This window comes from Affinundibacterium danionis (genome assembly GCF_042432465.1).
Classification (GTDB): Bacteria; Pseudomonadota; Gammaproteobacteria; order Burkholderiales; family Burkholderiaceae_D; genus Undibacterium; species Undibacterium danionis.
This window is the reverse complement of the sequence record NZ_JBHLXJ010000018.1, coordinates 1-26,204: the sequence shown is the minus strand read 5'-3', so window position 1 is coordinate 26,204 and position 26,204 is coordinate 1. Positions and strand designations below refer to the sequence as shown.

Sequence of the window (26,204 nt, the reverse complement as noted above, 5' to 3'; positions counted from 1 at the left end):
TTTTTTTACAGAAGCGATTCGCATCTGTGAAATTGTAGAATTTTGGGGATAGGTGCTGAATATACCCTAAATTTTGTTATGGCTGATTGATTTGAAGCGGTTTTGCTAAGTTTTCCCCATTTGAAAAAAGGTGATTTCATGGCGTCTAATTGAATGGCCAGTTTTTAGCGTAGTTGGGGATTTAATTTCTTTTTAAGTTTTCAAAAAAAAGCGCCGCCTAAAAGTTGGGCGGCGCTACATTCTTAAAAAAGTTCTTGTTACAAGTTTATTTCGAGTCCTAGTTATTTCGCAGTAATGGTAATCGGTACGGTTGCGGTTGCGGTTAAGCCAGCTGCATCAGTGACTACTATTTTCATACTATAGGTTCCTGTTACAGGTGAAGGCCAGTTCGTTGTAATGGTCATACCACTCATCGCCATAGACATCCCGAGGGGAGCACCTGAGATTGATACGGAAATGTAGCTAGTTCCGGGGTCTGTAATGACAATGCTTCCACTAAGTGCCTTGCCAGCGACACCGGTCATCGCAGGCGCATTGATGACTGGGCCAACAGCTGCGATCACAACGGTATAGGTGCCTTGGCCACTGAGACCGGTTTTACTATCTTTGGCGCTGATGACCACGTTGTAAGTTCCGATTACTGGCGTAGTCCAAGTGACTGTGCCGTTGCTCGCGATACTCATCCCGGTTGGAGCGCCAGTCATACTGTACACTAGCGGGTTAGATGCGCTTACCTGTGGTGTGAAGTTGAGTGCGACACCAGCTTTGCCATTGATCGTTGCAGCAGTCACAGTGGGTGCTGGTGGATTAATGATATTGATGGTGTAAATACCTTGTCCAGATAGTCCTGTTTTAGTGTCTTTTATAGTCACTGTCACGCTATATTTACCTAATATCGGCGCTGCCCAGCTAATCACACCGCTGGTATTTATCGACATGCCGCTGGGTGCGCCGGTTAGAGTATAAGTTAGCGGGTTAGATGCGCTTACAGTGACAGTAACAGAAAGTGCTTTGCCAATTTCACTATTGATTGTCGCCGCTGCTACTGCGGGTGCTGGTGGGTTGACTATGGTGACGGTGTAGACGGCTTGCGCTGTTAAACTGGTTTTGCTGTCTTTGACGGTGATAGTTACGCTATATTTTCCTAATACTGGTGTCGTCCAGTTGACTTGCCCCGTCGTATTGATAGTCATACCACTCGGTGCCCCGCTCAAGGTGTAGCTGAGTGGATTCGCTGAACTGGCTGTGACTGTAAAACTGAGCGCCTTCCCAACTTCACCGTTAATACTCGCAGCGCTGATAACTGGCGGTGGCGGTGCAGTGATTTTGATGCTGATTAAGGCTTGAGCACTTAGATTTGTGATGCTGTCTTTTGCTGTAACTGTGACTGAATAGCTGCCAACGACAGGAGTATTCCAGCTTAAAATTCCCGCACTACTAATAGTCATACCAGTTGGCGCGCCGCTCAGGGAGTAGCTTAATGGATTGCTAGAGCTGGCGCTCACGGTATAGGTTAGTGGTGTTCCCGTCTCTCCGCTGATTGTGGCGGCATTGATACTAGGTGGTACTGGAGCCACGCTGGTATTGCTGAGTAAATTTAACAGGCTCGTTACGTTGGGTGTGCCTAAACCAGTGAGATGATCATATCCAGCTTTCGCCGTACATGTGCCGCAGCTACCATCACTGCCCGTGGTTATGTCTAAGAACGCACTACTGTAATTACCTGCAACTGCGGCGATCTGGCCATATAACAATGCATGGGGAGCGCCGAGCAAGGGTTTGGACGCTAGTAAACGATTGGCATTTGCAATGGCGATCAAGCCAGCCCATTGTGGCGTTGATAAGCTGGTGCCTCCAGCACTGACCCAATTTACTGCGCTGCTTCCCGCAGGAATTGACGCGACGAATTGCCCAGTTGATGGATCGGCATTAAAAGCGACGTCGGCCACAGTGCGACGGGCGGCAGTCCCCATCCCAGGTACGCTACTGGTTTGGTATTTAGGTGTGGCAACGTAGGCACTGACGCCGCCGCCAGTTTGGCTCCACGCAACCTCGCTACGAGCACCGCTACCACTATAAGTTAAAGAGGTACCACCGACTGCCAGTACGTTTGACGAAACGGAGGGCCATTCAACGGCTGCGCCAGCATCACCTGTGGCTGCTAAGTAAGTCATTCCTGTTCCCGTAAATACGGCATCGTAGGTGCTAGTCCAACTGCCTTCGTTTGCCCCAAAGCTCATAGATACTATGCCTGGCCCCATACTATTCGCGAGTTTCACTGCGTTGCTTAGACTAGTGACGCTCGCATCTGGGGCTTCAATGACGACGATACGCGCTAATGGTGCAATAGCATGCGCCCACTGCACATCGAGCGCGATTTCAGTCGCCCATCCTGCGTCGTAAGCGGGTGCCGTTGCTGTCATTGCGCCCGCGGTATTTGAGTAGATTATGGACAAATCACAAGCGTTTGCACTCGGTGCCGCTAATGGCAGAGGACTATTCACTGCGACCGCTTTAGTGGTGCAAATAGGTAATCCAAATTTTTGATTAAAGGCATTAAGTTCTGCGGCGATATTTGGGTTATGCATTGCGTCAACGACATAAATAGTTTGTTTCGCACCCAAACTAGCCGCTTGCGCCGCTGTATAACTGCCGCTTGGAATCGCGGGCAAACCATAGGCAGCACGAACTTGAGCTGGCGTATAAGTTGCGACTGCCGCGTTTACCGCAGGTGGGGGAGTCATGCCTGCGGTAATATAGCTTTCTCGTTGTACCTGAATGCGTTTTTGAATGTCAGTGATGGTGATTGCACGTTCTGCCAACGGTAAGGTGGCAGCATTGATGGTTTGTTGATGCACTGGATGATGCGCGGATGCTTGAGTATTGCCGATATCTATATCGGCTGGACTGTCCAGTACGACGGGCGCTAAATGAAAGGATGGTTTTACGTAAAGTGTGTCGAGATTTTCTGGCGGTAATTCGCTGTGGAATTCTGTATTCGCGGTCGCAATCGCGGCAGGTGGTGGGATTTGTAAAGTTTTGCTGCTTGAATCCGTATTACCATCACTACAACCAGATAGGCTAGTGAGGCAGGCAATCAATACACAAAATGTTAAGCCTAAACTAGTACTTAGGCTTGCTGGTGTGGTGCTGGAGAAAGCTCGAGGACTGAGTCGGTTGAATTGTCCTTGATAGGCTTTAGTAATTACCTGCTTGTGGTCTGATCTTTTTGCGAATTTGGATACTTGGGATTTACTACTGCTATTAAGCTTGTCGTATGGCTTCATGATGCATCTCTCAGGTTAAGAGAGAGCTACGCTAGAACAATGAATGTATGCGGTCGAAGAGAAGATCGCTGATGTGATTCATTGGCAACCCCGCTACCATTGCGACTATGCGCTTTAGGCCGGTGGCTTTGCGTCCTCGTTTTTCAACGAGTTTGCCCTCTGTAAAAAATAAGATAAAACTTACTAAGAACAAGTCTACTGACGCCAATTATTTGTTCAAGCGGATTTTGCTCAAATTCGCATTGCAATTGCAAACGAATGTGTATTCCACTGTCGAAAATACCATTTCTGTATTCAAATAATTATGAAGTTGTTGATTCAATTACAGATTGTATATTGAGGAAATCCTTGTTCTTTGGGATTTCTGTTATAGGTGGTTAATGGGCGTTTAGCGACTATTGAATATGATCAATAGATGAGTAGAAAATCAGAATAATTGCTTTACCTTTAAATAGTTTAGGTTTAAAGTAATTATTCAGCAATGCATTCCCTCTGCGATTTTCCTACAAAAAGCATAAAAATAGAGAAATGCGCGAACTACCCTATGGAGACCGACTGATGTCCAAGCACTTCTTTCAATCTGCGCATGTCGATACTTTTGCTTTTGAACATTTACCGCCTCCAGAGCAATGGCCAGAATTGCTCTTTGATTTACTTGAGTTGCAGTATCCAGAACGCCTTAACTGCGCGAATGCTTTTTTAGAAGATATCGCCGCTCTAGGATTTGCCGACAAAATTGCAATCCGCAGTGCTAGTGCGGTATGGACCTATGCCGAGTTGTGCGCCACAGTGAATCAAATTGCGCATGTCATCGTGGATGAGATGCGCCTAGTACCAGGCAATCGAGTGTTATTGCGTGGTGCAAATAATCCCATGATGGCAGCTTGTATTTTGGCGGTGTGGAAAGTCGGTTGTGTCGCAGTACCGACCATGCCTTTGCTGCGTGCGAAAGAGTTGAGTGTGATTATCGATAAGGCGCAAATTTCCGCTGCGCTGTGTTCGGCAGCTTTGCATGAGGAATTAGACGCTGCGCAGAAATTAAGTCCAGTCTTACAGCAGATCAAATATTTTAATTCTGAGGAAGTGGGTTCTGTCGACCAAGTGATGCAGTCCAAACCGACGAGCTTTGTTGCAGTCGATACGCATGCTGAGGATGTTTGTCTGATTAGCTTTACCTCAGGCACGACGGGGATGCCGAAAGGAACTATGCATTTTCATCGCGATGTGTTGGCGATTTGTGATTGCTTCCCGCGTTCGATCTTGCAATCGCAGCCCAGCGATACGTTTATTGGTACACCTCCGCTAGCATTTACTTTTGGTCTCGGTGGTTTGCTCTTATTTCCTTTGAGGATTGGCGCGACAGCGGTGTTATTAGAAAAACTCACGCCAGAAACGCTGCTCAAAGCGATTGATGAATATCAAGCGACGGTCTGTTTTACTGCACCGACTTTCTATCGCCAAATGCTACCGATGGTACCGAATTTTTCTTTAAAGTCGATGAAAAAAACCGTGTCAGCGGGAGAGACTTTGCCAGCCGCCACGCGAGAAGCTTGGCAAGCTGCCACGGGGCTCATCATGATAGATGGCATAGGCGCTACTGAGATGTTGCATATCTTTATTTCCGCAGCAGGCGAGCATGCGCGTTCTGGTGCTACGGGCAAAGCGGTGCCTGGTTATCAAGCTTGTGTGCTGGATGAACAGGGAAATCCAGCGCCCGTAGGTGTGACAGGCAGATTGGCAGTCAAGGGGCCGACCGGTTGTCGCTATTTGGCTGACGACAGACAAAAGAATTATGTCTTGAATGGATGGAATCTAACCGGTGATGCGTATGAAATGGATGCCGAAGGCTACTTCCATTATCGCGCGCGTACCGACGACATGATTATTACCGCGGGTTACAACGTCGCAGGTCCCGAAGTCGAAGAAATCATTTTAAAGCATCCCGCGGTCGCTGAATGCGCGGTGGTAGGTTTGCCTGACGAAGAGCGTGGGCAAATCGTCAAAGCCTTTGTGGTCTTGCGTGACGCCAGTAAGGTGAGTGATCCTTTGGCCAGTGAGGCCTTGGTTAGCGAGATTCAACAATTCGTCAAAGCGAATGTCGCCCCGTATAAATATCCCCGCTGCATAGAATTCAAAGATGCTTTGCCGCGCACGGAGACCGGTAAAGTGCAGCGCTTTAAATTAAAAACGACTACGGCAAAATAATTATGAACATACTTTGCATAGGCGGCGGTCCCGCTGGTTTGTACTTTGCTTTGCTGATGAAGAAGCAAAATTCCGCACATCGTATCGTAGTGATTGAGCGCAATCGTCCTTACGATACTTTTGGTTGGGGCGTGGTGTTTTCGGATCAGACTCTGGGTAATTTGGTGAAAGCAGATGAACCCACTGCCAAGACCATACTGCAAGCCTTTAATCACTGGGATGACATCGATGTGCATTTCAAAGGGCAGGTCGTCACATCGGGTGGACATGGTTTTTGCGGCATTGGTCGCAAACGTTTACTGAATATTCTGCAAGAGCGCTGCGAACAATTAGGTGTGGAATTGGTCTTTGAAACCGACGTACAAGATGACCAAGCTTTAGCGCAAACCTTTGACGCTGATCTGGTGATCGCCAGCGATGGATTGAATAGTCGAATTCGCACGCGCTATGAATCGACCTATCAACCCGATATTGATACGCGCAAATGCCGTTTTGTTTGGCTAGGTACCAAAAAATTATTCTCAGCCTTCACTTTTGCATTTGAAGAAACCGAACATGGCTGGTTTCAAGCACACGCCTATCAATACGATGGTGACACAGCGACCTTCATCGTCGAGACACCGGAAGAGGTGTGGTTGAAAGCGGGTCTCGATCAAATGGATCAGGCGCAAGCGATCGCATTTTGCGAAAAATTATTCGCCAAGTATTTGGATGGCAATGCCTTGATGAGCAATGCCAGCCATTTGCGGGGCTCAGCGAGTTGGATCAAATTTCCACGGATAATTTGTCAGCGTTGGGTGCATCAGAATCAGATTAATGGCAAAGACGTTCCTGTGGTCTTAATGGGTGACGCTGCACATACCGCGCATTTTTCTATCGGCTCGGGAACCAAGCTGGCACTGGAAGACGCGATAGAGCTCGCTAACTGTTTCGCGCAACATGGAGAGCATGGTATGCAAGCGGTGATGGACGCGTATCAAGACCTACGTGCGATAGAAGTGTTGAAGATACAAAGTGCAGCACGTAACTCGATGGAGTGGTTTGAAAACGTGCAGCGATACACCGCGATGCAAGCACCGCAATTTGCCTACTCGATGTTGACGCGCAGTCAGCGTTTATCACACGAGAATTTGCGCCTGCGCGATGCAAATTATGTGCGTAGTTTTGAGGCTTGGATTGCCGAGCAAGCCTTTGCCAAAGCTGGCATTGACATGCCTAAAACTAAGCAAACGATTCCACCGATGTTCACACCATTTAAAGTACGCGATGTGGTCTTGAAAAATCGCATCGTGGTGTCACCGATGGCACAGTATTCTGCGGTCGATGGTGTCGCTGGCGATTATCATTTAGTGCATCTCGGCAGCCGTGCGATGGGTGGCGCTGGTCTGGTATTCGCCGAAATGACCTGCGTCTCGGCAGAAGGCAGAATTACACCCGCTTGCCCCGGTTTATATACACCAGAACATACGCAAGCATGGAAACGCATCGTTGATTTTGTACGCGCCAATAGTGATGCCAAGATCGCTGTACAACTCGGACATGCAGGTGCCAAAGGTTCTACAAAACGCGCTTGGGATGGTATCGATCAACCTTTAGATACAGGCAATTGGCCATTGATCTCAGCGTCTGCGCAACAATATCTGCCAACTGTGTCGCAAGTCGCCAAAGCTGCGACGGTAGCGCAAATGAGGCAGGTGTTGAATGAATTCGTCGCAGCGACCATCGCCGCCAACGATGCAGGTTTCGATTGGTTGGAATTGCATTGTGCACACGGTTATTTTCTATCGAGTTTCATTTCTCCGCTGACCAATCAGCGCAGCGACGAATACGGTGGTAGTTTGGAAAATCGTTGCCGATATCCATTAGAAGTATTTGCTGCTATGCGCGCCGTTTGGCCAGCGCATAAGCCGATGTCCGTGCGTATTTCCGCGCACGATTGGGTGGAGGGCGGTATTACGCCCGATGATGCTGTCGCAATCGCCAAGTTGTTCAAAAAGGCAGGTGCTGACATGATCGATTGCTCGTCGGGTCAAGTCAGCAAACAAGAAAAACCGGTATATGGCCGCATGTTTCAAACACCGTTTTCGGATCGTATCCGCAATGAAGCACAGATTGCAACGATTGCTGTTGGTGCGATTTTTGAAGCCGATCACGTGAATAGCATTATCGCCGCAGGTCGTGCCGATCTGTGTGCGATTGCTAGACCACATTTAGCCGATCCTGCGTGGACTTTGCATGAAGCAGCCAAGCTCGGTTTTACCGACATCAGTTGGCCTAAACCCTACATCGCCGGCAAATTGCAATTGGAGCGCAATCTCGAACGCGAGCGTCAAGTGGCAGCGGCAAGTCGTGGCATGAGCCCACAAGAAATTGCAGCAAAATTATTGGAAGGCTGATATGAACTTCTTTCATCCAGCATTAGTTGGAAAACACGCCGTCGTGACTGGCGGTGCGACCGGGATCGGTTACGCGATTGCGCAGGCACTCTTAGTGCAAGGTGTCAAAGTCACCATCACCGGACGTTCAGAATCAAATCTACACACCGCGCAGCAGCGGTTAAACGATGCTGGCTTGATGCAGACCATAGTGATGGATGTCAGTGACAGCGCATCTGTCAGCGCGGGTTTTTCGCAGGCTGTCGAGCGCTTTGGCACGGTCGACATCTTGATCAATAATGCGGGACAAGCCAGCTCTGCTTCTTTTTTAAAGACCAGCGAAGCGCAATGGCAGCAGATGTTGGCTGTCAATTTGACTGGGACTTTTTTGTGTACACAACAAGTCTTGCCCGCGATGCTGGCGCAATCTTGGGGACGTATCGTGAATGTGGCGAGTACGGCAGGGCTGAAGGGGTATGCGTATGTCGCAGCCTATGCCGCCGCAAAACATGGCGTGATTGGTTTAACCAAATCCCTCGCTTTAGAAGTGGCACAAAAAGGTGTGACAGTGAACGCGGTGTGTCCGGGCTATACCGAAACAGACATCGTGCGCGATGCGATAGCTAATATCATGGCAAAGACGGGTCGCAGCGAAGAACAAGCGCGTGCCGAACTCGCAGCGGCTAATCCGCAACGGCGTTTGATTCAACCTGAAGAAGTTGCTGATGCCGTGTTGTGGCTGTGTTCGCCAGCGAGCGCATCGCAAAACGGTCAATCGATTGCGATCGCTGGCGGTGAGGTGATGTGATGCGTCAGTACGAAATCGCAAACGACACGATCGATCTGGAAACCCGCCTAACCCAAGATCATCATCAGTCTTTAAAATTATGGCTGCGGATGTTATCGACCACAGTCATGATAGAAAACGAAATTCGCAATCGCTTACGCGCTGAATTTGATATCACCTTACCGCGCTTTGATTTGATGGCGCAGCTTGAGCGCCATCCAGACGGTTTGCGCATGGGCGAATTATCCAAACGTATGATGGTCACGGGCGGCAATATCACGGGTATTACTGATCAGTTAGAGCAAGAAGGCCTAGTGATGCGTGTGACGGATAAACAAGATCGCCGCGCCTATAGCGTGAAACTCACGCCAGCTGGATGTAAAGCATTTAAAACCATGGCGAGCGTGCACGAAGCTTGGGTTGCTGAGCTATTTTCTGGATTAGATGCAGAGCAAAAAAGCCAAATGATTGGTTTGTTGTCGAGCGTGAAATCAGACTTGAGCGCGAGTTTTAATGCTGGCAAACACAATGAGCATGAATGAGAGAATAAAATTACTATGAATTACCTTACAGGAAAAACCAGCGATTTGCCTGGCAATCATTTATCACTAGTAAATTATCAAGCCACACATTTTGCCTATCAAGTCAAAGATAAAGTCGCAACGATTACGCTGAATCGACCCGAGCGCAAGAATCCTCTGACCTTTGATTCTTATGCCGAGTTACGCGATTTGTTTCGTGCTATGTGTTATGCGGACGATATTAAAGCCATCGTGATAACGGGCGCAGGTGAGAATTTTTGTTCGGGTGGCGATGTGCATGAAATCATCGGCCCACTCACACAACTCGACATGCCTGGCTTACTCCGCTTCACTCAAATGACGGGCGATTTAGTTAAAGCTATGCGAGCTTGTCCTCAACCGATTATTGCCGCTGTCGACGGGATTTGCGCAGGCGCAGGTGCAATCATTGCGATGGCATCGGATATTCGGATCGCTACTAGTCGCAGTAAAACAGCTTTCTTATTCACACGTGTCGGACTCGCCGGTTGCGATATGGGAGCCTGTGCAATCTTGCCTCGAATTATTGGACAAGGCCGCGCTTCTGATTTGTTATACAGCGGACGCAGCATGTCTGGCGAAGAGGGCGAGCGCTGGGGATTTTTTAATCAATTAGTCGAGTCAGATGAAGTGATTAGCGCCGCGCAAACCTACGCCAGCAATCTCGCGAATGGCCCTACTTTTGCGCATGCGATGACCAAAAAAATGCTGCATGAAGAATGGGATATGAGTATCGATCAAGCCATCGATGCAGAAGCCAAGGCGCAAGCGATTTGCATGATGACCAATGATTTCCATCGGGCTTATCATGCGTTTGTTAAAAAAGAGAAGCCAAAGTTTGAGGGTAATTAAAGATAAATCCAATTGCAGGGCGCATTACGGCGGTGCAAATCCTCGCAATACCAAGGTATTGCTGCGGTTTGCGCCTTGTACTGCATCCCTGGAATTGAATTTCGCTGCGTAGGTTGATGATGAATTTAAGATGTAGGGCGGGTGTAACCCGCGCCGCCAACACGTTGAGCGCAATATGCCGTACTAGGAGATATGTCCTAAACTCCCTCTCCCGCAAGCGGGAGAGGGTTGGGGTGAGGGTAGTTCAGATTTGTGAGTTGTGCGTTCAGAATTGAAAAATGGATTTCTGGAATTGAATGAACTTTGCGACTCGCTGAAGTACCCTCATCCCCGCCCCTTCTCCCGCTTGCGGGAGAAGGGAGTTAAAAAACAGAAACAGAATGCATGCGTAATTGATGTGAAGTCATCACTCGCTTAAACAAATAATAGGACACACATGTCAGACACTTCATACCTAAGCTGGCCTTTCTTCAACGAAGAACACCGCCAATTACAAATAAAATTAGACAATTGGGTGAGCCAGAATTTGCATCAAACTCATGGCAGCGATGTAGATCAAGCTTGCCGTGATTTAGTCAAACAACTAGGTGACGCTGGCTGGCTCAAACATGCAATCGGTGGCAAAGCCTACGGAGCAAATCAAGACGTGATCGACACGCGGGCGATTTGCATCTTGCGTGAAACCTTAGCGCGCTATTCCGGTTTAGCCGATTTCGCGTTTGCGATGCAGGGATTAGGAACAGGTGCGATTAGCTTATTTGGAAGCGAACAACAAAAAGTCACTTACTTAGAACAAGTCGGGCAAGGCAAATTAATTTCCGCCTTTGCTTTATCCGAACCGAACGCGGGTTCGGATGTCGCCGCGATGCAATGTAGCGCTACCTTGATACACGCTGTGCAAGGCGATTATTACGTGTTGGAAGGTGAAAAGACTTGGATCTCAAACGGTGGCATCGCCGATTTTTATGTGGTGTTTGCGCGCACGGGTGAGGCGGCTGGCGCACGCGGTATTTCAGCGTTCATCGTTGACGCGAATACCGAAGGCTTTGAAATTGCCGAACGCATAGACGTGATCGCACCGCATCCTTTAGCACGTTTGAAATTCAATCAATGTCGCGTGCCAGTCAGTCAGCGCATAGGTGAGGGCGGGCAAGGGTTTAAAGTGGCGATGGCGACACTTGATGTATTTCGTACCTCGGTTGCCGCTGCCGCTTTAGGTTTTGCGCGCCGTGCTTTGGACGAAGCGATGGCGCGTGCAACCAGTCGTCCAATGTTTGGACAAACACTAGCGGATTTTCAATTAACACAAGCCAAGTTAGCGCAAATGGCGACTACGATAGATAGTGCTGCATTGCTGGTGTATCGCGCAGCATGGCAACGGGATCAAGGGCAGCGTGTCACCAAAGAAGCGGCGATGGCGAAGATGGTCGCGACCGAAGGTGCGCAAGAGGTGATTGACGCCGCTGTACAAATGTTTGGTGGCATGGGCGTGAGGAGTGATGTGCCCGTGGAAAGACTGTATCGCGAAATTCGTGCATTGCGCATTTACGAAGGCGCGACCGAAGTGCAGCAATTGATCATCGCTCGTGAAATGCTGAAAGACTATAAGGATGCCAAGCTATGAGCTTAGTGTTTCGCACACCGATCAGCATACGATTTGCGCATTGTGATCCGGCGGGTATCGTGTTTTATCCTCGCTATTTTGAATTGATCAATGGCGTAGTCGAAGACTGGTGTGCGCAAGGCCTGGGCATGAGTTTTCATGAAATGCATATGGTGCAAGGCATAGGATTGCCGACTGTGCATATAGAAACCGATTTTGTAAAAACCAGCGTGATGGGCGATGAATTGATCGCTGAGTTACGTGTCATCAAACTAGGGCGCGCATCTGCGACGGTAGAAATTCGTATGCTGGGGCAAGAACAAGATTTACGACTCACAGCTCGTCTCGTATTGGTGATGGCACAGGTACAAGAGCGCAAGGCGATTGCCTTACCTAGCGCATTACGTGAACAAATGCAGATATATTTAGTATCGTAAGCGCGCTAGTGCTAGCGCAAAGAATTTATTTTGAAAGGAAAGACGATGGACTTCTTACAACCACCAGGCTGGGTTCGACCTCGCGGCTATTCGAACGGTGTTGCTGCCAAAGGTCGTACGATTTGCGTGGGGGGCATGATAGGTTGGGATGGACAAGAGCAATTTCATTGTGACGATATCGCAGGACAAACACGCCAAGCATTGCAAAATATTGTCGAAGTCTTGGCTGAAGGTGGCGCCAAACCTGAGCATATCGTGCGCATGACATGGTATGTGATTGATAAAAAAGAATATGTCGCTGCGTATAAAGAAATCGGTGCCGCTTATCGCGATGTGATAGGCAAGCATTTTCCTGCCATGGCTGCAGTGCAGGTGGCGGGTTTGATAGAGGATAGAGCGCGAGTTGAGATTGAAGTCACTGCGATAGTGCCAGATGAAAGCTTGGATACAAAGTGAACCCTAAAACTTATCAATCGAACCAATCGAATCAATCGAATCGAACAAATCCAACGAATTAAACTAAGGTAGAAGCTACGTCGCGAATAACCTTCAACAAATAATCAATTGATGCTTCAGTTTTTCTATGATTAATGATGCACGCGCGTAGCACAAATTCTCCATTCAAGCGCGTACCTGTGATGAACACTCGTCCATCGTTTTCCAGCGTCGGAATCAGTCTTTGATTGATATCAGCAATTTTTTCGGCAGGTAGATCGTGACCAATATAACGGAAGCAGGCAATCGCCAAATCGCTATTCGATTTCAATTCAAAATCGGGTGCTGTGATGACTTGTCGTTCCAGATAACGAGTCAAGTCCAAATCTTTTTGCATCATCGCCTGAATTTTGCTAAAGCCATAGGCCTTTAAAGACATCCAAACTTTGAAGGCTTTGGCGTTACGTGATAATTGGAAGTAGTGTTCGTTAAATTCTAAGCGGTCGCTTTTTGCTTCTAATGAGGTATCGAGATAGTCCGCTTGCTTGAAATAAGATTCGCGTAAAACGTCCCAGTTACGCACCAAAGTGCAGCCGATTTCAAACGGTTGATACAACCATTTATGAAAATCGAGCGCAATAGAATCAGCTAGTTCCATGCCCGCATATTTTTCTTTTAGTTCAGGTAAAGACGATACTAAACCACCATAGGCGCCATCCACGTGTAACCACATCTGGTGTTGTTTGGCGATAGCGGATAAGGTCGTTAAATCGTCAATGGCACCCGTATTGACGGTGCCTGCATTGCCGACGATGCAGAAGGGCGTGAAACCTGCTGCGATATCAGCGTTAATCTGTTGCTCTAGTGCGGTAAGGTCAATTTTAAAATCAGCATCAGTCGCAATTCTGCGTAAATTATTGGTACCTATGCCAAGTAAAGACACGCTTTTGTCGGTGCTGCTATGGGTCTCTTTGCTGCAATAAACGGTGAATGGCTTCATGCCAAACAGGCCGTTCTTATTGACATTATGTTTGCGGAAAAAGATATTGCGGGCGACTGTGAGCCCAGTTAAGGTCGCTGCAGAACCGCCGCTGACCATAACGCCGCCTGCTTCCGGCGTATAGCCTATCATCTCAGCGGTCCAAGCTACTACGCGTTTTTCGATTTCGGTCATGGCGTGGCCTAGATGCCATTTGGTCGCGTTTTGATTAATGGTTGATACCAAAAAATCGGCGATAGTCGATATTTGATTGCCACCTGCCATAACATAGGCATACATATTGGGACCGAGATTGCCAGTGGCAGTGTCGAGTACGCGTTCTTTAACCAATTCCAATAACTCGAGCGCATCGCTACCAGCTAAGGGCAAAGGCTCGTCGAACCAAGAGGCGACTTCTTTTTGTTCAAACGCATGAAAGCCTTTTTGTTGTTCGAGTTTGTCGTATTGATCAATGACGAGTGCTATCGTTTTTTGTAAAACAGAGTGCAGTTCTTGTGCGCTGTAATCGAGTGTTGTGTTGGGCCGCTGATCCATAGCGTTTTCCTAAGAAGTAGTTTTAGTCAATGTTCTACTGTTTTTAGAGGATTTCTTATCATATTGCTTCAATCTATCTTCCCAAACTTTAGTGGCCGTAGTCACCCATGAAGTGAATGTGCGAATAGCTGGGATGTCGGCGCAATCGTGACGGTACATTAGATAGAAATTAAAGGGGGAAATGCAAACATGATTAGAGGCTAAAACTAGTTCTGCTTTTTGCAGGCTTTCCCACGCTACGGATAAACGAGAGATACCCAAGCCAAGCCCACGTTTCGCTGCATCTAAAAGGATGACAGCATCATTGAATTCCAAACCATCGACATCTAGTGCCTCTGGCAGGTTCTGCGAACTAGTCCAAGATGACCAATCCATATGGGTGTGCCGCAGCAATTGGGACGCTGGCCATTTACTGGGATTCTTGCCGAGTTTTTTGACCAAATCTGGTGTGCCGACTACCACTAAACGATCATTGATTAATAAATGTGATTGGAGCGTTGGGTCTGGACGACTGGTAAAGCGGATTGCAACTGTCGACAATTTAGGTGGCAAACTCATTAACGCATAGTCGGCCTGAATGCTGAGATGAATATCCGGGTGTGCTCGCCTAAATTCATCTAATTGCGGCAGTAAGAGTGTCAGCGCTGCGGAAACCAAGGTGTTAATTTGCAGCGTCTTACCTTCAGTCTCGGTACTTGAATAAACCGCTTCATGCAAGGCATTCAATGGTGCATTGAGGCGACTTAGTAGATCTTGGCCTTCTTTGGTCAGTTCTACCCGTGGGCCGTGTCGCGAGAATAAATTCAAGCCTGACCAGTCTTCGAGTTGTTTGATTTGACGACTGACCACACTTTGCGTCAATTGTAATTCGCGCGCCGCTAAGTTGAATTTTCCATGGCGCGCAGCGGCCTCGAATACTTGGAGTGAAAATAGGGGCGGCAGGCGTTTTCTCATGGCGGGTATTTCTTTGCTTTTATTAGAATCAAACTTATCTCGGATTTTTCAGATCGATTGATATAGTAGTTTTTGAAAACTTTACCAAGCTTCAAAGCTTTACTTTTGTACGTTACGAGCATGACATAGAAACTTTATGAAGCTTGGTATATCACCCGCATTTTGAAGTGCATCATCGAGCTAAACATCAACCAATTATCATAAGCGATTTTTAAAATTGTGAAAGCTAAGGAGTGATTGTTATTTGTGCATACTGATGTTGCGGTATGCGCATTGAAGAATGACTTAGGTAGATCACTAACGTCGTTTTTTGAGATTGGTCCAATAACTAAATTCTTCGGCGTGTACATCAATATCTAATTCTTGAATTCGTGTTTGCAAATGATCTTGTGCGTCACGAACCGCTTGGTTGTAAATACTCGGGCCTATCTCTTCCAAGATATAGTCAAGTAAATTATTAGCCGGCAGATTGCCTAAATGTTCTTCCATATTACTATCAAAATAGCGTTGTAAGGATTCGACCGCTTGTTTGCGGACATCGGTTTTAAGTTGAATGTTCATGATTGAGTATAGTTGGAGGAAGGATGAAAAGTGTAACTGATAGTTCTTACCTGATGAAGGATATATATCCCATTAGATCTTGTTTTAGATTGAATTTCTACGCTTTAAATCACCTATTTTAGCTGCGATTCAATTTGTCTTTTTTGCAAAGTTGCTGTACTTTGTTTGCTGTTCTTTCTTATCCCTATATTTTTATGCGATCAAATTATTTTCATGAACTGGTACTGATCTCGAGCTTGGCTGTGACACCGGTCTTGGCCTTAGCATTGCCGAATACGGAGCAAAACATAGTTCAGACTCCTAGTAAAGCACCCAACAAGCTTGCTGCGAAGACCTCGATCAATGCCGCAAGCTACGCTGCCAATCAATTGATCCCATATTCCCCTAAATTATTAAAGGGACAGCTGGCTAACGGATTAACTTATTACCTGCAAAAAAATAGTAAGCCAGAACAAAAAGCAGAATTACGTTTGGTGATTAAGGCAGGTTCCGTATTGGAAGACGAGGATCAACAAGGCTTAGCCCATTTCACGGAACATATGGCGTTTAACGGCAGTAAGCATTTTAAGAAAAACGAATTGGTCTCTTTTTTGGAATCCATAGGTGTTAAGTTTGGTGCCGATTTAAATGCTTATACGAGTTTCGATGAGACTGTCTATATTCTGCCCATCCCAACCGATAAACCGGAGAACTTAGAAAAAGCATTTTTGGTATTGTCGGACTGGGCTAGTGGTCTGAGTTTTGATCCCGCCGAAGTGGATAAAGAACGTGGTGTCGTTCTGGAAGAGGCGCGCTTGGGAAAAGGTGCCGGCGACCGTATTCGTAAACAAATTTTGCCTAAGGTGTTACATGGTTCTAAGTATGCAGAACGTTTGCCCATAGGTAAAGAAGAGGTCATTAAGAATTTTTCATACTCAGCTTTGCAACGCTTTTATAAAGACTGGTATCGTCCCGATCTTATGGCAGTGGTCGTGGTTGGCGATGTCGATACGGATCAAGTTAAGCGTTTGATTGAAAAGCATTTTTCCGGTTTGAAGAATCCTGCTAAACCGCGTACAAGAACCCAAGCGAGTATCCCTCTAAAAAATATCGGTGAAGCAGTGATTGCTACCGATACAGAAATGAATATTTCATCGATCAGTATTTCTCAGGCACGTTATTTGAATAAAAACGATGGGAAGTTTGGTAGCTATCGTCAGCGTAAGATTCAAAATTTTTTCAACTCCATGTTGGCTGAGCGCTTGCGAGAATTGACGCAGGTGCCGAACCCGCCTTTCTTAGGAGGAAGCAGCGGAGTTAGCTCGATTATTGGCGACTATCAAGAAGTTAATTCCTCTGCAGCGATAGGTAAAGCTGGGGTGCAAGTCGCGATAGATGCCTTGATAGAAGAGAATAAACGAGTGGCTCAATTTGGTTTTAGTGCTGCCGAACTTGAGCGCGCGAAATTGAATTCGCTGCGAAATTTAGAGCATTCCTACAAGGAGAGAGAGAAAACGCAGTCCAGCTCATTGGCCGAAGAGTTTATTCGTAATTTTTTACGTGGTGAATCTATACCGGGTATCGAAGCGGAATATGTATTTCATAAAGAGATCGTCAATGGCATACAGTTAGACGAGATCAATCGTTTTGCCAAATCAGTTTTGACAGCTGATGCGCCCAAATTAATTATGTATCAGGGTAGTACCAAACCAGATCATATTATTCCTGACGCTGCGCAATTGCAGGCCATGGTCAAATCAGCGGAACAAAAAGTAGTTAGCGCCAGAACCGAAAAAATTTTGGCGAAGTCTTTATTTGAGCAAGCACCAACGCCAGGCCATATCGTAAAAGAAGATCAAAACAGTTTATTGGGTACGACCGAATTAACTTTGAGTAATGGCGTAAAAGTCGTATTGAAATCGACTGATTTTAAGAGCGACCAAATCCTGTTAAGCGCGACACGTGCTGGTGGTACCGCCTTGATTGACGATGCGGATTATCTGCAAAGCCGTTATGCAACCACCGTGGTCGGTTCTATGGGGATTAAAGATTTATCGCCTACCGATGTGAGCAAAATACTGGCCGGTAAAATCGCTAATGTCTCGACCACTTTTGGCGAGAACAGCGAGGGTATCAGCGGTAGCTCTAATAAAGAAGATCTTGAATCTATGCTGCAAGTCTTAAATTTAGTCCTGACGCAGCCTCGTAAAGACCCTATCTTGTTTCAGTCATTTGTGAGCAAACAAATGGACGCGCTGAAAAACCAAATGGCGAATCCTGCAGCGGTGTTTCAGGAGCAATTTATACAAGCGACTTTCCCCGCGCATCCGCGCATTCCCGTGTTGGCCAAGCCCGAACATATTGCCCAATTAGATCTAGACAAAATGATGCAGATCTATCAGGCGCGTTTTTCTAGCGCCAAAGGATTTACGTTTTTTATGGTAGGTAGTTTTGATATAGAAAAGGTGAAGCCGCTATTGCTCACGTATTTAGGCAGTTTGCCGACGCACGATATTGAAATTGGCATCAAAGATCATGGGCTGCGTCCGAATCAAGGCATTATCAAGAAAAATATTTTCGTCGGTAAAGAGCCTCAAAGTTTAGTCACCTTGCAGTTGCATGGTGAAAGACCTATGAGTATAGAAGAACGTTTGCGTTTTTCTGCGATGGTCGAAGTTCTACAGTTGCGCTTGACGGCGAAGATGCGTGAGGAGTTAGGTGCCGTGTATAGCCCGAGAGTTACAGGTTCCTTAAAACGAATTCCGTATCAAGGCTACTCACTCGTCTTAGCTTTGCCGAGCGGGCCAGAAAATGTAGAAAAATTATTGAATAGTAGTTTTAAACTCATTGAAGAGATGAAAGCGGCGCCAGCTACTGAAGATGAATTGAATAAGGTCAAAGAAAATTGGCTAAAAAATCGCAAAGAAAGTATTAAAACTAATGGTTTTTGGTTGTCAGCGATGAGTAGCGCTTTACAAAATAAAGATGATCCTGCGGAGATATTTACTTTTGATGAGCGAGTAAAGGCACTGAGCGCAAAAGATATACAAACCGCTGCACAGAGCTATTTGGATACCAAGAATTTTATACAAGTCGTGATGTATCCGGAGTCTGCTAAAGAGGCGAATAAGGATGCAAGTAAATAAATTTATGATCAGAAAATGAAACTTTTTCTAAGCTTTACTTTCTCATTTTCATTTATAAAAATTGAAAACGATAAAGTAGGGTGCGCCGCGCTTACCATCGCCATTAAGCATAGATAGTTGCATGGATAGCTAACGGTGCGCGCGGCGCACCCTACGCAGAGCCCTCAAACATAAGTATTATTTTTTTGATCCCATTGTTTTTCGCTTCGGTAAATTACCTAATCAATAAAAAGAAAGAGACTTTCATCATGAATAAAAAAATCACTCTACTGGTTTGCGCTACGATAACAAGTTCATTTTATGCGTTGAGCGGCGCAGCGGTAGCGCAGAATAAATCTAAACCGGCCGTGAAACCAACGATGCAGGACATTTTGAAAAACTCACAGGCTAGTGATTGGCGTGTTTTAAATCCAGACAATACACTCTATCTTGATATGGAAAAAGGTCGAGTTGTGATTGAACTGGCACCTGAGTTCGCGCCGAAAAATGTGGCGAATATCAAAGCCTTAGTCAAAGAAGGCTACTTTGATGGCTTAGCGATGATACGGTCACACGACAACTACGTCGCGCAATGGGGCGATCCAAGTGAAAAGCGAGAATTCAAAAACGCAGCTAAAAAAGTCGAAGGCGAATTTACCGTTAAGTATAAAAAAGACGCGCAATTCACGCGTTTACCAGACGTGGATGGTTACGCACCGCAAGTCGGACATGTGAACAGCTTCGCTGCCGCTCGCGACCCTAAAACACAAACAACTTGGCTTACCCATTGCTACGGCGCAATCGGCGTCGCCCGCGGCAATGAAACCGACAGCGGTAATGGTAGTTCTTTGTATGCAGTCACGGGACATGCGCCTCGTAATCTAGATCGCAACATCACTGTAGTTGGTCGTGTGATGTATGGGATAGAACTACTATCCAGTTTGCCTCGCGGCACGGGTGCATTGGGTTTTTACGAGAAAGCAGAAGAGCGCACCCCGATTAAATCAGTGCGTCTCGCCGCGGATGTACCAGATGCCGAACGGACTAAATTAGAAGTTTTCCGCACCGACACAGCGAACTTTAAAGCGCTAGTCGAAGCACAAAGAAACCGCGGTGGCGATTGGTACAAATTTGCTGCGAATCATATTGAATTGTGTAATGTGCCGATTCCGGTGCGCGTGGTTAAATAAACTTAGTTGACGGTTCTTACAAAACGCAAAGTCTCCGATTTTTATTATCGCAGGTGAAAACGACACTACGACGCCTGAGGCCACCGCGCATGATTTGTTTGAGAGTTTGAATCAAGCGAACAAGCGGTTTATGAAAGTGAATGCGAGACATATGGATGCTATGACTTTGCTCGTTACTATTGTCGCGTATCGAGAGTTTTTGAAGGCGCAGTATTAGCTTGAGAATGTTGGTAAGTTTAATAATTTTTTTCGTGATTCGAATATTGCACTAATAAATTGGAGGACGAATGAGTAACTGCATTATGGACATTAGTTTTGAGGATGAAGAATCAATGAAAAGAAGGCGTCTCTCCGCGGTATTTTGTTTTCTGATGTTAGCTGTGCTATCGATTTTTCAACCGCCTTTAGTTTATGCTGATGATTTCACTGGAATTAAATTAGGAGTAATTCGTGAGTGCACGAACAATGACAGTGAACAAGGCTATCTCCAAGTTTGTGCTATGCCTCTCGATAAACGTGAAATCGAAGAGGTAAGGCTGATGCAGTTCGTCGATTCGGTGGCCTACCAAATCTATAATGATTCTTTGATATTAGCTGCGAGGGTTAAAAAAAGTGATCTTAGTTTCTATGATCTACCTGCCTTTTCTGGTGAAATCTCAACTTTTCTTCAAGCTATCGATACTGACTTATTTGCGATTAGAGTAAGATTTAAGGGTATTAGTAAATCTAAGCTTGATTTGATGTTATTTAATCTTGCGGGAAGATTGCCCCCTCGAATAAGCATTGATGGCCGTGAACTTTCCGAAAAGGTGTTAGTTGAGAAGTGGCCTGTTGTACGTGGAAACTTGGAAAGCGGTGGTGCTCTATATCAAGAAGTTACTTATCCCTCTGCGCCGAATCTCGAATCTAAAATGGTTTATGTGTTTAAAGGAAAAAGTTGTGTCAAGACGATCACTCAATGCTATGTTATTTATGTGGCAGATGGTGAGTCGATTCGTACTTTCGTTCAGCACGCGTACGGTCATAAGATAAGTCTTGATCAGTTTGTTTTTGTTGGAATCCCGAATCCTTCAGCTAAGCGAATGGATGAATTACTTAACGGTCGCAATCAGCTCATTTTTGATGCATTCATGAGTTTTGTGACAATAAATCTTCGTAATTCAATAGAAAAAGATGAGCAACCGAAAGCACGTTATGCCGCAGGCTATTCAAATGGTGGTGCTTGGGCACTGGATGCTTTATTGCTGAATCGTGATAAATTTGATGGCGCGATTATTATGTCTTCAGGTACTTGGAAAGCGAGAGACAACATGGAGGTTAGAGGAAAACAGATTTTCTTAGGTGCCGGTGAATTAGAGCCTGGTTTTTTTAAACAAACACAGATCGTCGATAAGTTGATGCTTGATTTGGGTGCTGACGTAAAACGAAAATATTCAAAGTCAGGACATAGTATGAATACTTGGGTTCCCATTTGGTTACTTGCGCTCAATACTCTAAATTCGAAGTGAAATTAGTCTTCAAGAGTCACGCTGAAATTGCTGTGACGCTCATGTAAGCTGTATTCCATCATGGAGCAGCGCTGTAGGCTGGGCTGAGAAGCCCAGCATTTTTTAATTTCCGGATAGTCGCTCAGTAATGTTGGGCTTCGCTTTGCTCAGCACCAACCTACCAATTGCTTACTGCGCCGGATTGGCTCCTTCAGCATGAATTTGATTTACCGCTGCAATCAACCCATCACTTAAGCGAACTTCCGTTGCGCGGACATTTTCTTCCAATTGGATTAAATCGGTTGCGCCGATAATCGTGCTTGCGACAAACCAACGTGAGTAGCACCAGGCTAATGCTAGTTGTGTTGGTGTGAGTCCATGTGCTCGTGCCAGCGCAGTGTAACGGACGCTGGTGGCGATCACTTCTGGTCGCATATAACGTGGGCTCCAGGTCGGTGGAAATTTTGTCAGGCGTCCTTTGGCTTGCGTGTCGTCAACGTACTTGCCGCTTAGGCGTCCGAAGGCTAGCGGGCTGTAGGCAAGCAAACCTACATTTTCTCGATAGCAGGTTTCCGTTAATCCTTGCTCGTAGCTGCGGTTCATCAAGTGGTAAGGGTTTTGGATAGAGATAATCCGCGCTTGTTGTTTGCGCATTGCATGTTGGATGAATTCACTGACGCCCCACGGCGTTTCGTTGGAAACGCCGATGTGACGAATCTTGCCTTCTTTGATTAAGCTATCAAGCACATCTAAGGTCGTTTCGATAGCGATGCATTCACGCTCTAGATTGGGATCGAAATCTTTTTGTCCAAAAATCGGCGCGTTGCGACTTGGCCAGTGCAGTTGGTAGAGATCGATGTAATCGGTGTTCAATCGTTTTAAACTGGCTTCAACCGCGATACGAATATTTTTTTCATCGAGATCATTTTCTCCGTTGCGTATCCAAGGCATACCGCGCGCAGGACCGGCGACTTTGGTGGCTAAGATGATCTTGTCACGCTGGCCGGATTGCTTGATCCAACTGCCTATGTATTGCTCGGTTCTATGCACGGTTTCTGCACGGGGCATGACAGGATACATTTCGGCCGTGTCGATAAAATTGATGCCGTTCGCCAGCGCAAAATCGAGTTGTTGATGGGCTTCTGCCTCAGTATTTTGTTCACCGAAAGTCATGGTGCCGAGACATACTTCTGACACCATTAAATCACTGCTACCTAGTTTTTTTAGTTTCATTGTGTACTCTTATTTGTTATTTCGTATAGCTAACGCACATTCCCGCACTAAGGCTGGGCCGCGATAGATTAAGCCTGAATATACCTGTACTAAAGAGGCACCCGCATTCATCTTGGCTGCTGCATCTTGGCCTGAAAAAATACCACCAACGCCTATGATGGGTAGCGCGTCGCCGAGTTCTGACTTTAATGCGCGTACCACTTTGTTGGATAATTCAAATACAGGTTCACCCGATAAACCGCCTGCTTCTTCGCCATGCTGCAAACCTTTTACCGCATCGCGGGTAATGGTGGTGTTGGTAGCGATCACGCCGTCAATTTTATGGCGCAATAAAGATTCGGCGATGTTTTTGATTTGTTCGCTGTCGATATCGGGTGCGATTTTTAAGGTAATCGGTACATAGCGTTTGTGTTGATCGGCTAAGCGTTGTTGCGCGTCTTTGAGTTTGGATAGTAGATCGTCGAGTTCGGATGCGCCTTGTAATTGACGTAGATTTTTAGTGTTGGGTGAGGAGATGTTGACGGTCACGTAGCTGGCATAAGGATACACTTTGCTCAGACACAGCAAATAATCGTCGGCCGCTTTTTCGATAGGCGTATCAGCGTTCTTGCCAATATTTAAACCGAGCACACCTTGTTTTTCTTGATAAAAGCGCGAGGCCTGTACGTTGGCGACAAAGGCATCAACGCCACCGTTATTAAATCCCATACGATTGATGATGGCATTGGCTTGCGGTAAGCGAAACATACGCGGCTTAGGGTTACCTGCCTGCGCACGCGGGGTGACGGTACCAATTTCAATCGAGCCAAAACCAAGTGATGCGAGTCCATCGATGTAACGTCCATCTTTATCTAAACCGGCAGCGAGACCGACTGGATTTGGAAATGTAATTCCCATCACCTTGCGCGGATCGGCAGCGGGCTTGGGTAGTAGTCGTGTTAGACCCATATTGTGAGCACGCTTTAAACCCGGTAGCGTCAAGTCATGGGCACTTTCTGGGTCCATGAAAAAGAGAAAAGGTCGGGCTAAAGAGTAGAGCAATTGATCGGACATAATGTGAAGTAGTCTCTAATGAAATAAATTAAAGGGATTGCCAGTTGCCATCGACTAGCGCTTGCAGCGGCTTGAAATTGGTTTTGTACGACATTTTTCGGCTTGCTTCTATCCAGTATCCAAGATACAAATAGGGGAGGCCTAGTGTTTTGGTTTGGGCGATTTGCCACAGAACATTGAAGGTGCCGTAAGAACTATGCGGCACATCTGGGTCGTAAAAAGTGTAAACCGAGGATAATCCATCGTCCAAAATATCGATGATACTGATCATGCGTAAAGTATCTTGTGCATCGCGAAATGCGACCAGACGTGTATCGACTCGACTTTGCAATAAAAATTGTGCGTATTGCTCGCGTCCATCTTGGTCCATGCCACCGCCAGCATGGCGACGACTTTGATAACGTTGATACAGTTCGAAATGTTCTTCGACGAACTCTAACGGCAAAATTTCAGTATGCAAATCGGCATGTTGTTGCAGGGCGCGCCGCTGACTGCGATTGGTTTTGAATTCATGAACTAGGGTGCGCACTGGCGTACAAGCCGAACAATGATCGCAATAAGGGCGATAGATAAAAACACCGCTGCGCCGAAAGCCGCGACTGACTAATTCTGAATAGACTTGATTGCCAATAAGATGTGTGGGTGTAGCAACTTGCGAACGTGCCAGCCTATCATCTAGATAACTGCAAGCATAAGGCGCGGTCGCATAGTAATGTAGCGTGATGTAGTCGTCAGTATCTTGGCTATCTTCAGCGCAATGCTCAGGTTTGTCATCGTCATTCATAGCTAGATTGGTGTGCGCCGGGGAGTTCGTTTGGGATTGCATCGTTTTTTATTTCTCCGCTCTCTCTGTTGATTGGGGATGCACGGATTGTAAGTAATTTTTTAAACTGAATAAATCTAGTGCCTGCCAATCTTGGATGCGGTCTTGCGCTATCGCTTGATTCACATGCTGCATAAAGGCCTGTCGTGTGATGGGCTTGGCGCCAAAGCTTGCTAGATGCGAGGTTTCTTGTTGGCAGTCTATCATCTCCACATTGTGCTTGCGTAAGAAAACAACTAACTGAGTTAATGCCATTTTGGACGCATCGCTGACCTTGGCAAACATGGATTCGCCATAAAACATCCTACCTAAACTAATACCGTAGGCACCACCGACCAGTTCCCCGTCTAGCCACACTTCCGAGCTATGCGCATAGCCTAGTTGGTGTAACGCAGTATAGCCCGCGATAATCTCTTCTGAAATCCAAGTGCCTTCCTGATTTTTGCGTGGCTCTGCGCAGTGACGCATGACTTGTTCAAATGCAGTATCAAAACGAAAGCTCCAGCGGGGATCTTTGAGTGATTTGTTTAAACGTTTTTTTAAGCTATCAGAGAGTTTAAAGTTTGCGGTCTTCAATACCATACGTGGATCGGTTGACCACCACAAAATTGGTTGACCTTCAGAAAACCAAGGAAAGATGCCGTGCTGGTAGGCATTTAACAGGCGTTCAGGGGATAAATCAGCGCCGGCTGCTAATAAACCCGCAGCGCCTTGTTCTTCCGTCAAGGCTTGTTCTACATCGGGAAATGGGCTATCAATTTCTAACCAAGGAATCATGTGTGTCGAACATTGAAAGTTTTAGTCACGGCGATGCGATTTATAAAAATCATGTTCGTGCAAACCAAATTGATCACCAGCTTGAACTTTTTTTAGATCTTCAAAGAAAAATTTCAAAGTCTGAGCAACGGTAGGGAAGGCGATTTCATTCCAAGGGATTTCATGCTCGGCAAATAGGGCGACTTCGAGGCTCTCTGTGCCTGCCAGATAATTAGTATCAATTAGAGTGGCTCTATAGAATAGATGGACTTGATCAACATGCGGCACGCTGAGTATAGAGAATAATTCATGCAGTTCTATATTCGCACCAGCTTCTTCTATGGTCTCGCGCTGCGCTGCTTGGCGGCAGGTTTCTTGATTTTCCATAAAGCCTGCTGGCAAAGTCCAATAGCCATAACGCGGTTCAATCGCGCGTTTGCATAGCAGCACTTTAACTTCACCGTGGATATCCCAGATCGGTAAGGTGCCGACTACCATATTTGGATTTTGATAATGAATGGTGCCACAGTCTGTGCAAACATAACGCTCACGCGTATCGTCAGCGGGAACTTTTAAAGCCACAGGTGCAGCACAGGCAGAGCAAAATTTCATGGTGTAATGCTTTCGGAACAGGCGCATAAATCGAATCTATGAAAGTGTATCATCGTCAGCCTGTTTCTCTGCGCCAGCAAAGCGATAAAACTACTCAGTGTCATGATGCCGTAATAAAGCTAGGCTGCGCAAAAAGGTCTAAGCATAGAAAGAAATTGCGCAAAGCAGCAAAGTCCTGTATAGTTCTACCTATCAGACGCGGGGTGGAGCAGTCTGGCAGCTCGTCGGGCTCATAACCCGAAGGTCGTAGGTTCAAATCCTGCCCCCGCAACCACAATTAGAGACGCGCCGCCGATAGCCATTAGAAGCTTTTCGGCGGCGTTGTCGTATTCAGCGTAGATAGTTTCGCCTTCTTG

Annotated in this window: 20 protein-coding genes, 1 tRNA gene and 1 riboswitch; of the genes, 12 read left to right on the top strand and 9 right to left on the bottom strand. The window is 46.4% G+C overall.

Annotation, left to right across the window (positions count from 1 at the left end):
- Positions 1-281: 281 nt before the first annotated feature.
- The gene (locus ACFFJH_RS16310) at positions 282-3,287 is read right to left on the bottom strand and encodes a putative Ig domain-containing protein (protein ID WP_390214004.1); all 3,006 of its coding nucleotides are present in this window, start codon (positions 3,285-3,287) and stop codon (positions 282-284) included.
- An 80-nt stretch (positions 3,288-3,367) separates the two neighbouring features.
- A riboswitch (cyclic di-GMP riboswitch) is annotated at positions 3,368-3,454 on the bottom strand.
- Positions 3,455-3,845: 391 nt separating this feature from the next.
- Between ACFFJH_RS16310 and ACFFJH_RS16305 the strand changes: the two genes are divergently transcribed.
- From ACFFJH_RS16305 to ACFFJH_RS16270, 8 genes are all read left to right on the top strand, one after another.
- Complete coding sequence (locus tag ACFFJH_RS16305) at positions 3,846-5,492, top strand: AMP-binding protein (protein WP_390214003.1); 1,647 nt, start codon at positions 3,846-3,848, stop codon at positions 5,490-5,492.
- Positions 5,493-5,494: 2 nt separating this feature from the next.
- Entirely contained in the window at positions 5,495-7,888 is a 2,394-nt protein-coding gene (locus tag ACFFJH_RS16300) for a bifunctional salicylyl-CoA 5-hydroxylase/oxidoreductase (RefSeq protein WP_390214002.1), read from the top strand.
- A gap of 1 nt (position 7,889) precedes the next feature.
- Positions 7,890-8,675, top strand: coding sequence for an SDR family NAD(P)-dependent oxidoreductase (locus ACFFJH_RS16295; protein ID WP_390214001.1), 786 nt, complete (start codon positions 7,890-7,892; stop codon positions 8,673-8,675).
- Positions 8,675-9,196, top strand: a complete 522-nt coding sequence (locus ACFFJH_RS16290; RefSeq protein WP_390214000.1) for a MarR family winged helix-turn-helix transcriptional regulator — start codon at positions 8,675-8,677, stop codon at positions 9,194-9,196. Before ACFFJH_RS16295 ends, ACFFJH_RS16290 begins: the two co-directional genes overlap by 1 nt.
- A gap of 15 nt (positions 9,197-9,211) precedes the next feature.
- The gene (locus tag ACFFJH_RS16285; RefSeq protein ID WP_390213999.1) at positions 9,212-10,066 is read left to right on the top strand and encodes an enoyl-CoA hydratase family protein; all 855 of its coding nucleotides are present in this window, start codon (positions 9,212-9,214) and stop codon (positions 10,064-10,066) included.
- Positions 10,067-10,502: 436 nt separating this feature from the next.
- The gene (locus tag ACFFJH_RS16280; RefSeq protein ID WP_390213998.1) at positions 10,503-11,690 is read left to right on the top strand and encodes an acyl-CoA dehydrogenase family protein; all 1,188 of its coding nucleotides are present in this window, start codon (positions 10,503-10,505) and stop codon (positions 11,688-11,690) included.
- Positions 11,687-12,106, top strand: coding sequence for an acyl-CoA thioesterase (locus ACFFJH_RS16275; RefSeq protein WP_390213997.1), 420 nt, complete (start codon positions 11,687-11,689; stop codon positions 12,104-12,106). The genes ACFFJH_RS16280 and ACFFJH_RS16275 overlap by 4 nt, the downstream gene beginning before the upstream one ends.
- A gap of 45 nt (positions 12,107-12,151) precedes the next feature.
- The gene (locus ACFFJH_RS16270) at positions 12,152-12,562 is read left to right on the top strand and encodes a RidA family protein (protein ID WP_390213996.1); all 411 of its coding nucleotides are present in this window, start codon (positions 12,152-12,154) and stop codon (positions 12,560-12,562) included.
- Between the two features lie 58 nt (positions 12,563-12,620).
- On the opposite strand, the gene ACFFJH_RS16265 is transcribed toward ACFFJH_RS16270, so the two are convergent.
- The 3 genes from ACFFJH_RS16265 to ACFFJH_RS16255 all read right to left on the bottom strand — a co-directional run bounded on the left by ACFFJH_RS16265 (position 12,621) and on the right by ACFFJH_RS16255 (position 15,590).
- Positions 12,621-14,075: a pyridoxal phosphate-dependent decarboxylase family protein gene (locus ACFFJH_RS16265; RefSeq protein WP_390213995.1), complete on the bottom strand. Its 1,455-nt coding sequence runs from the start codon at positions 14,073-14,075 to the stop codon at positions 12,621-12,623.
- Between the two features lie 9 nt (positions 14,076-14,084).
- Positions 14,085-15,029, bottom strand: a complete 945-nt coding sequence (locus ACFFJH_RS16260; RefSeq protein WP_390213994.1) for a LysR family transcriptional regulator — start codon at positions 15,027-15,029, stop codon at positions 14,085-14,087.
- A 297-nt stretch (positions 15,030-15,326) separates the two neighbouring features.
- Entirely contained in the window at positions 15,327-15,590 is a 264-nt protein-coding gene (locus ACFFJH_RS16255; protein ID WP_390213993.1) for a DUF2164 domain-containing protein, read from the bottom strand.
- 194 nt (positions 15,591-15,784) lie between these two features.
- On the opposite strand from ACFFJH_RS16255, the gene ACFFJH_RS16250 reads away from it, so the two are divergent.
- From ACFFJH_RS16250 to ACFFJH_RS16240, 3 genes are all read left to right on the top strand, one after another.
- Entirely contained in the window at positions 15,785-18,715 is a 2,931-nt protein-coding gene (locus ACFFJH_RS16250; protein WP_390213992.1) for a M16 family metallopeptidase, read from the top strand.
- 248 nt (positions 18,716-18,963) lie between these two features.
- Positions 18,964-19,884, top strand: a complete 921-nt coding sequence (locus ACFFJH_RS16245) for a peptidylprolyl isomerase (protein WP_390213991.1) — start codon at positions 18,964-18,966, stop codon at positions 19,882-19,884.
- Between the two features lie 287 nt (positions 19,885-20,171).
- Entirely contained in the window at positions 20,172-21,392 is a 1,221-nt protein-coding gene (locus ACFFJH_RS16240; RefSeq protein WP_390213990.1) for an alpha/beta hydrolase-fold protein, read from the top strand.
- A gap of 168 nt (positions 21,393-21,560) precedes the next feature.
- On the opposite strand, the gene ACFFJH_RS16235 is transcribed toward ACFFJH_RS16240, so the two are convergent.
- Genes ACFFJH_RS16235 through ACFFJH_RS16215 form a run of 5 tightly spaced genes read right to left on the bottom strand, consistent with a single transcriptional unit; the run spans position 21,561 to position 25,848 of the window.
- Positions 21,561-22,604: an aldo/keto reductase gene (locus tag ACFFJH_RS16235; RefSeq protein WP_390213989.1), complete on the bottom strand. Its 1,044-nt coding sequence runs from the start codon at positions 22,602-22,604 to the stop codon at positions 21,561-21,563.
- A gap of 9 nt (positions 22,605-22,613) precedes the next feature.
- Positions 22,614-23,657, bottom strand: coding sequence for a quinone-dependent dihydroorotate dehydrogenase (locus ACFFJH_RS16230; protein WP_390213988.1), 1,044 nt, complete (start codon positions 23,655-23,657; stop codon positions 22,614-22,616).
- 28 nt (positions 23,658-23,685) lie between these two features.
- Positions 23,686-24,441, bottom strand: a complete 756-nt coding sequence (locus ACFFJH_RS16225; RefSeq protein WP_390213987.1) for an arginyltransferase — start codon at positions 24,439-24,441, stop codon at positions 23,686-23,688.
- Between the two features lie 48 nt (positions 24,442-24,489).
- The gene (aat, locus tag ACFFJH_RS16220) at positions 24,490-25,257 is read right to left on the bottom strand and encodes a leucyl/phenylalanyl-tRNA--protein transferase (protein WP_390213986.1); all 768 of its coding nucleotides are present in this window, start codon (positions 25,255-25,257) and stop codon (positions 24,490-24,492) included.
- 21 nt (positions 25,258-25,278) lie between these two features.
- Entirely contained in the window at positions 25,279-25,848 is a 570-nt protein-coding gene (locus tag ACFFJH_RS16215; RefSeq protein WP_390213985.1) for an NUDIX hydrolase, read from the bottom strand.
- A 197-nt stretch (positions 25,849-26,045) separates the two neighbouring features.
- On the opposite strand from ACFFJH_RS16215, the gene ACFFJH_RS16210 reads away from it, so the two are divergent.
- Positions 26,046-26,122: transfer RNA gene (locus ACFFJH_RS16210), tRNA-Met, on the top strand.
- The last annotated feature ends 82 nt before the right edge of the window (positions 26,123-26,204 follow it).

Excerpts from the sequence above, each read along its gene's own strand:
- ACFFJH_RS16290 (WP_390214000.1), top strand. The coding sequence starts at position 8,675 with ATGCGTCAGTACGAAATCGCAAACGACACGATCGATCTGGAAACCCGC.
- ACFFJH_RS16305 (WP_390214003.1), top strand. The coding sequence starts at position 3,846 with ATGTCCAAGCACTTCTTTCAATCTGCGCATGTCGATACTTTTGCTTTT.
- ACFFJH_RS16275 (WP_390213997.1), top strand. The coding sequence starts at position 11,687 with ATGAGCTTAGTGTTTCGCACACCGATCAGCATACGATTTGCGCATTGT.
- ACFFJH_RS16265 (WP_390213995.1), bottom strand. The coding sequence starts at position 14,075 with ATGGATCAGCGGCCCAACACAACACTCGATTACAGCGCACAAGAACTG.
- ACFFJH_RS16270 (WP_390213996.1), top strand. The coding sequence starts at position 12,152 with ATGGACTTCTTACAACCACCAGGCTGGGTTCGACCTCGCGGCTATTCG.
- ACFFJH_RS16260 (WP_390213994.1), bottom strand. The coding sequence starts at position 15,029 with ATGAGAAAACGCCTGCCGCCCCTATTTTCACTCCAAGTATTCGAGGCC.
- ACFFJH_RS16230 (WP_390213988.1), bottom strand. The coding sequence starts at position 23,657 with ATGTCCGATCAATTGCTCTACTCTTTAGCCCGACCTTTTCTCTTTTTC.
- ACFFJH_RS16280 (WP_390213998.1), top strand. The coding sequence starts at position 10,503 with ATGTCAGACACTTCATACCTAAGCTGGCCTTTCTTCAACGAAGAACAC.
- ACFFJH_RS16235 (WP_390213989.1), bottom strand. The coding sequence starts at position 22,604 with ATGAAACTAAAAAAACTAGGTAGCAGTGATTTAATGGTGTCAGAAGTA.
- aat (WP_390213986.1), bottom strand. The coding sequence starts at position 25,257 with ATGATTCCTTGGTTAGAAATTGATAGCCCATTTCCCGATGTAGAACAA.
- ACFFJH_RS16285 (WP_390213999.1), top strand. The coding sequence starts at position 9,212 with ATGAATTACCTTACAGGAAAAACCAGCGATTTGCCTGGCAATCATTTA.
- ACFFJH_RS16310 (WP_390214004.1), bottom strand. The coding sequence starts at position 3,287 with ATGAAGCCATACGACAAGCTTAATAGCAGTAGTAAATCCCAAGTATCC.
- ACFFJH_RS16300 (WP_390214002.1), top strand. The coding sequence starts at position 5,495 with ATGAACATACTTTGCATAGGCGGCGGTCCCGCTGGTTTGTACTTTGCT.
- ACFFJH_RS16240 (WP_390213990.1), top strand. The coding sequence starts at position 20,172 with ATGAGTAACTGCATTATGGACATTAGTTTTGAGGATGAAGAATCAATG.
- ACFFJH_RS16250 (WP_390213992.1), top strand. The coding sequence starts at position 15,785 with ATGCGATCAAATTATTTTCATGAACTGGTACTGATCTCGAGCTTGGCT.
- ACFFJH_RS16215 (WP_390213985.1), bottom strand. The coding sequence starts at position 25,848 with ATGAAATTTTGCTCTGCCTGTGCTGCACCTGTGGCTTTAAAAGTTCCC.
- ACFFJH_RS16225 (WP_390213987.1), bottom strand. The coding sequence starts at position 24,441 with ATGAATGACGATGACAAACCTGAGCATTGCGCTGAAGATAGCCAAGAT.
- ACFFJH_RS16255 (WP_390213993.1), bottom strand. The coding sequence starts at position 15,590 with ATGAACATTCAACTTAAAACCGATGTCCGCAAACAAGCGGTCGAATCC.
- ACFFJH_RS16245 (WP_390213991.1), top strand. The coding sequence starts at position 18,964 with ATGAATAAAAAAATCACTCTACTGGTTTGCGCTACGATAACAAGTTCA.
- ACFFJH_RS16295 (WP_390214001.1), top strand. The coding sequence starts at position 7,890 with ATGAACTTCTTTCATCCAGCATTAGTTGGAAAACACGCCGTCGTGACT.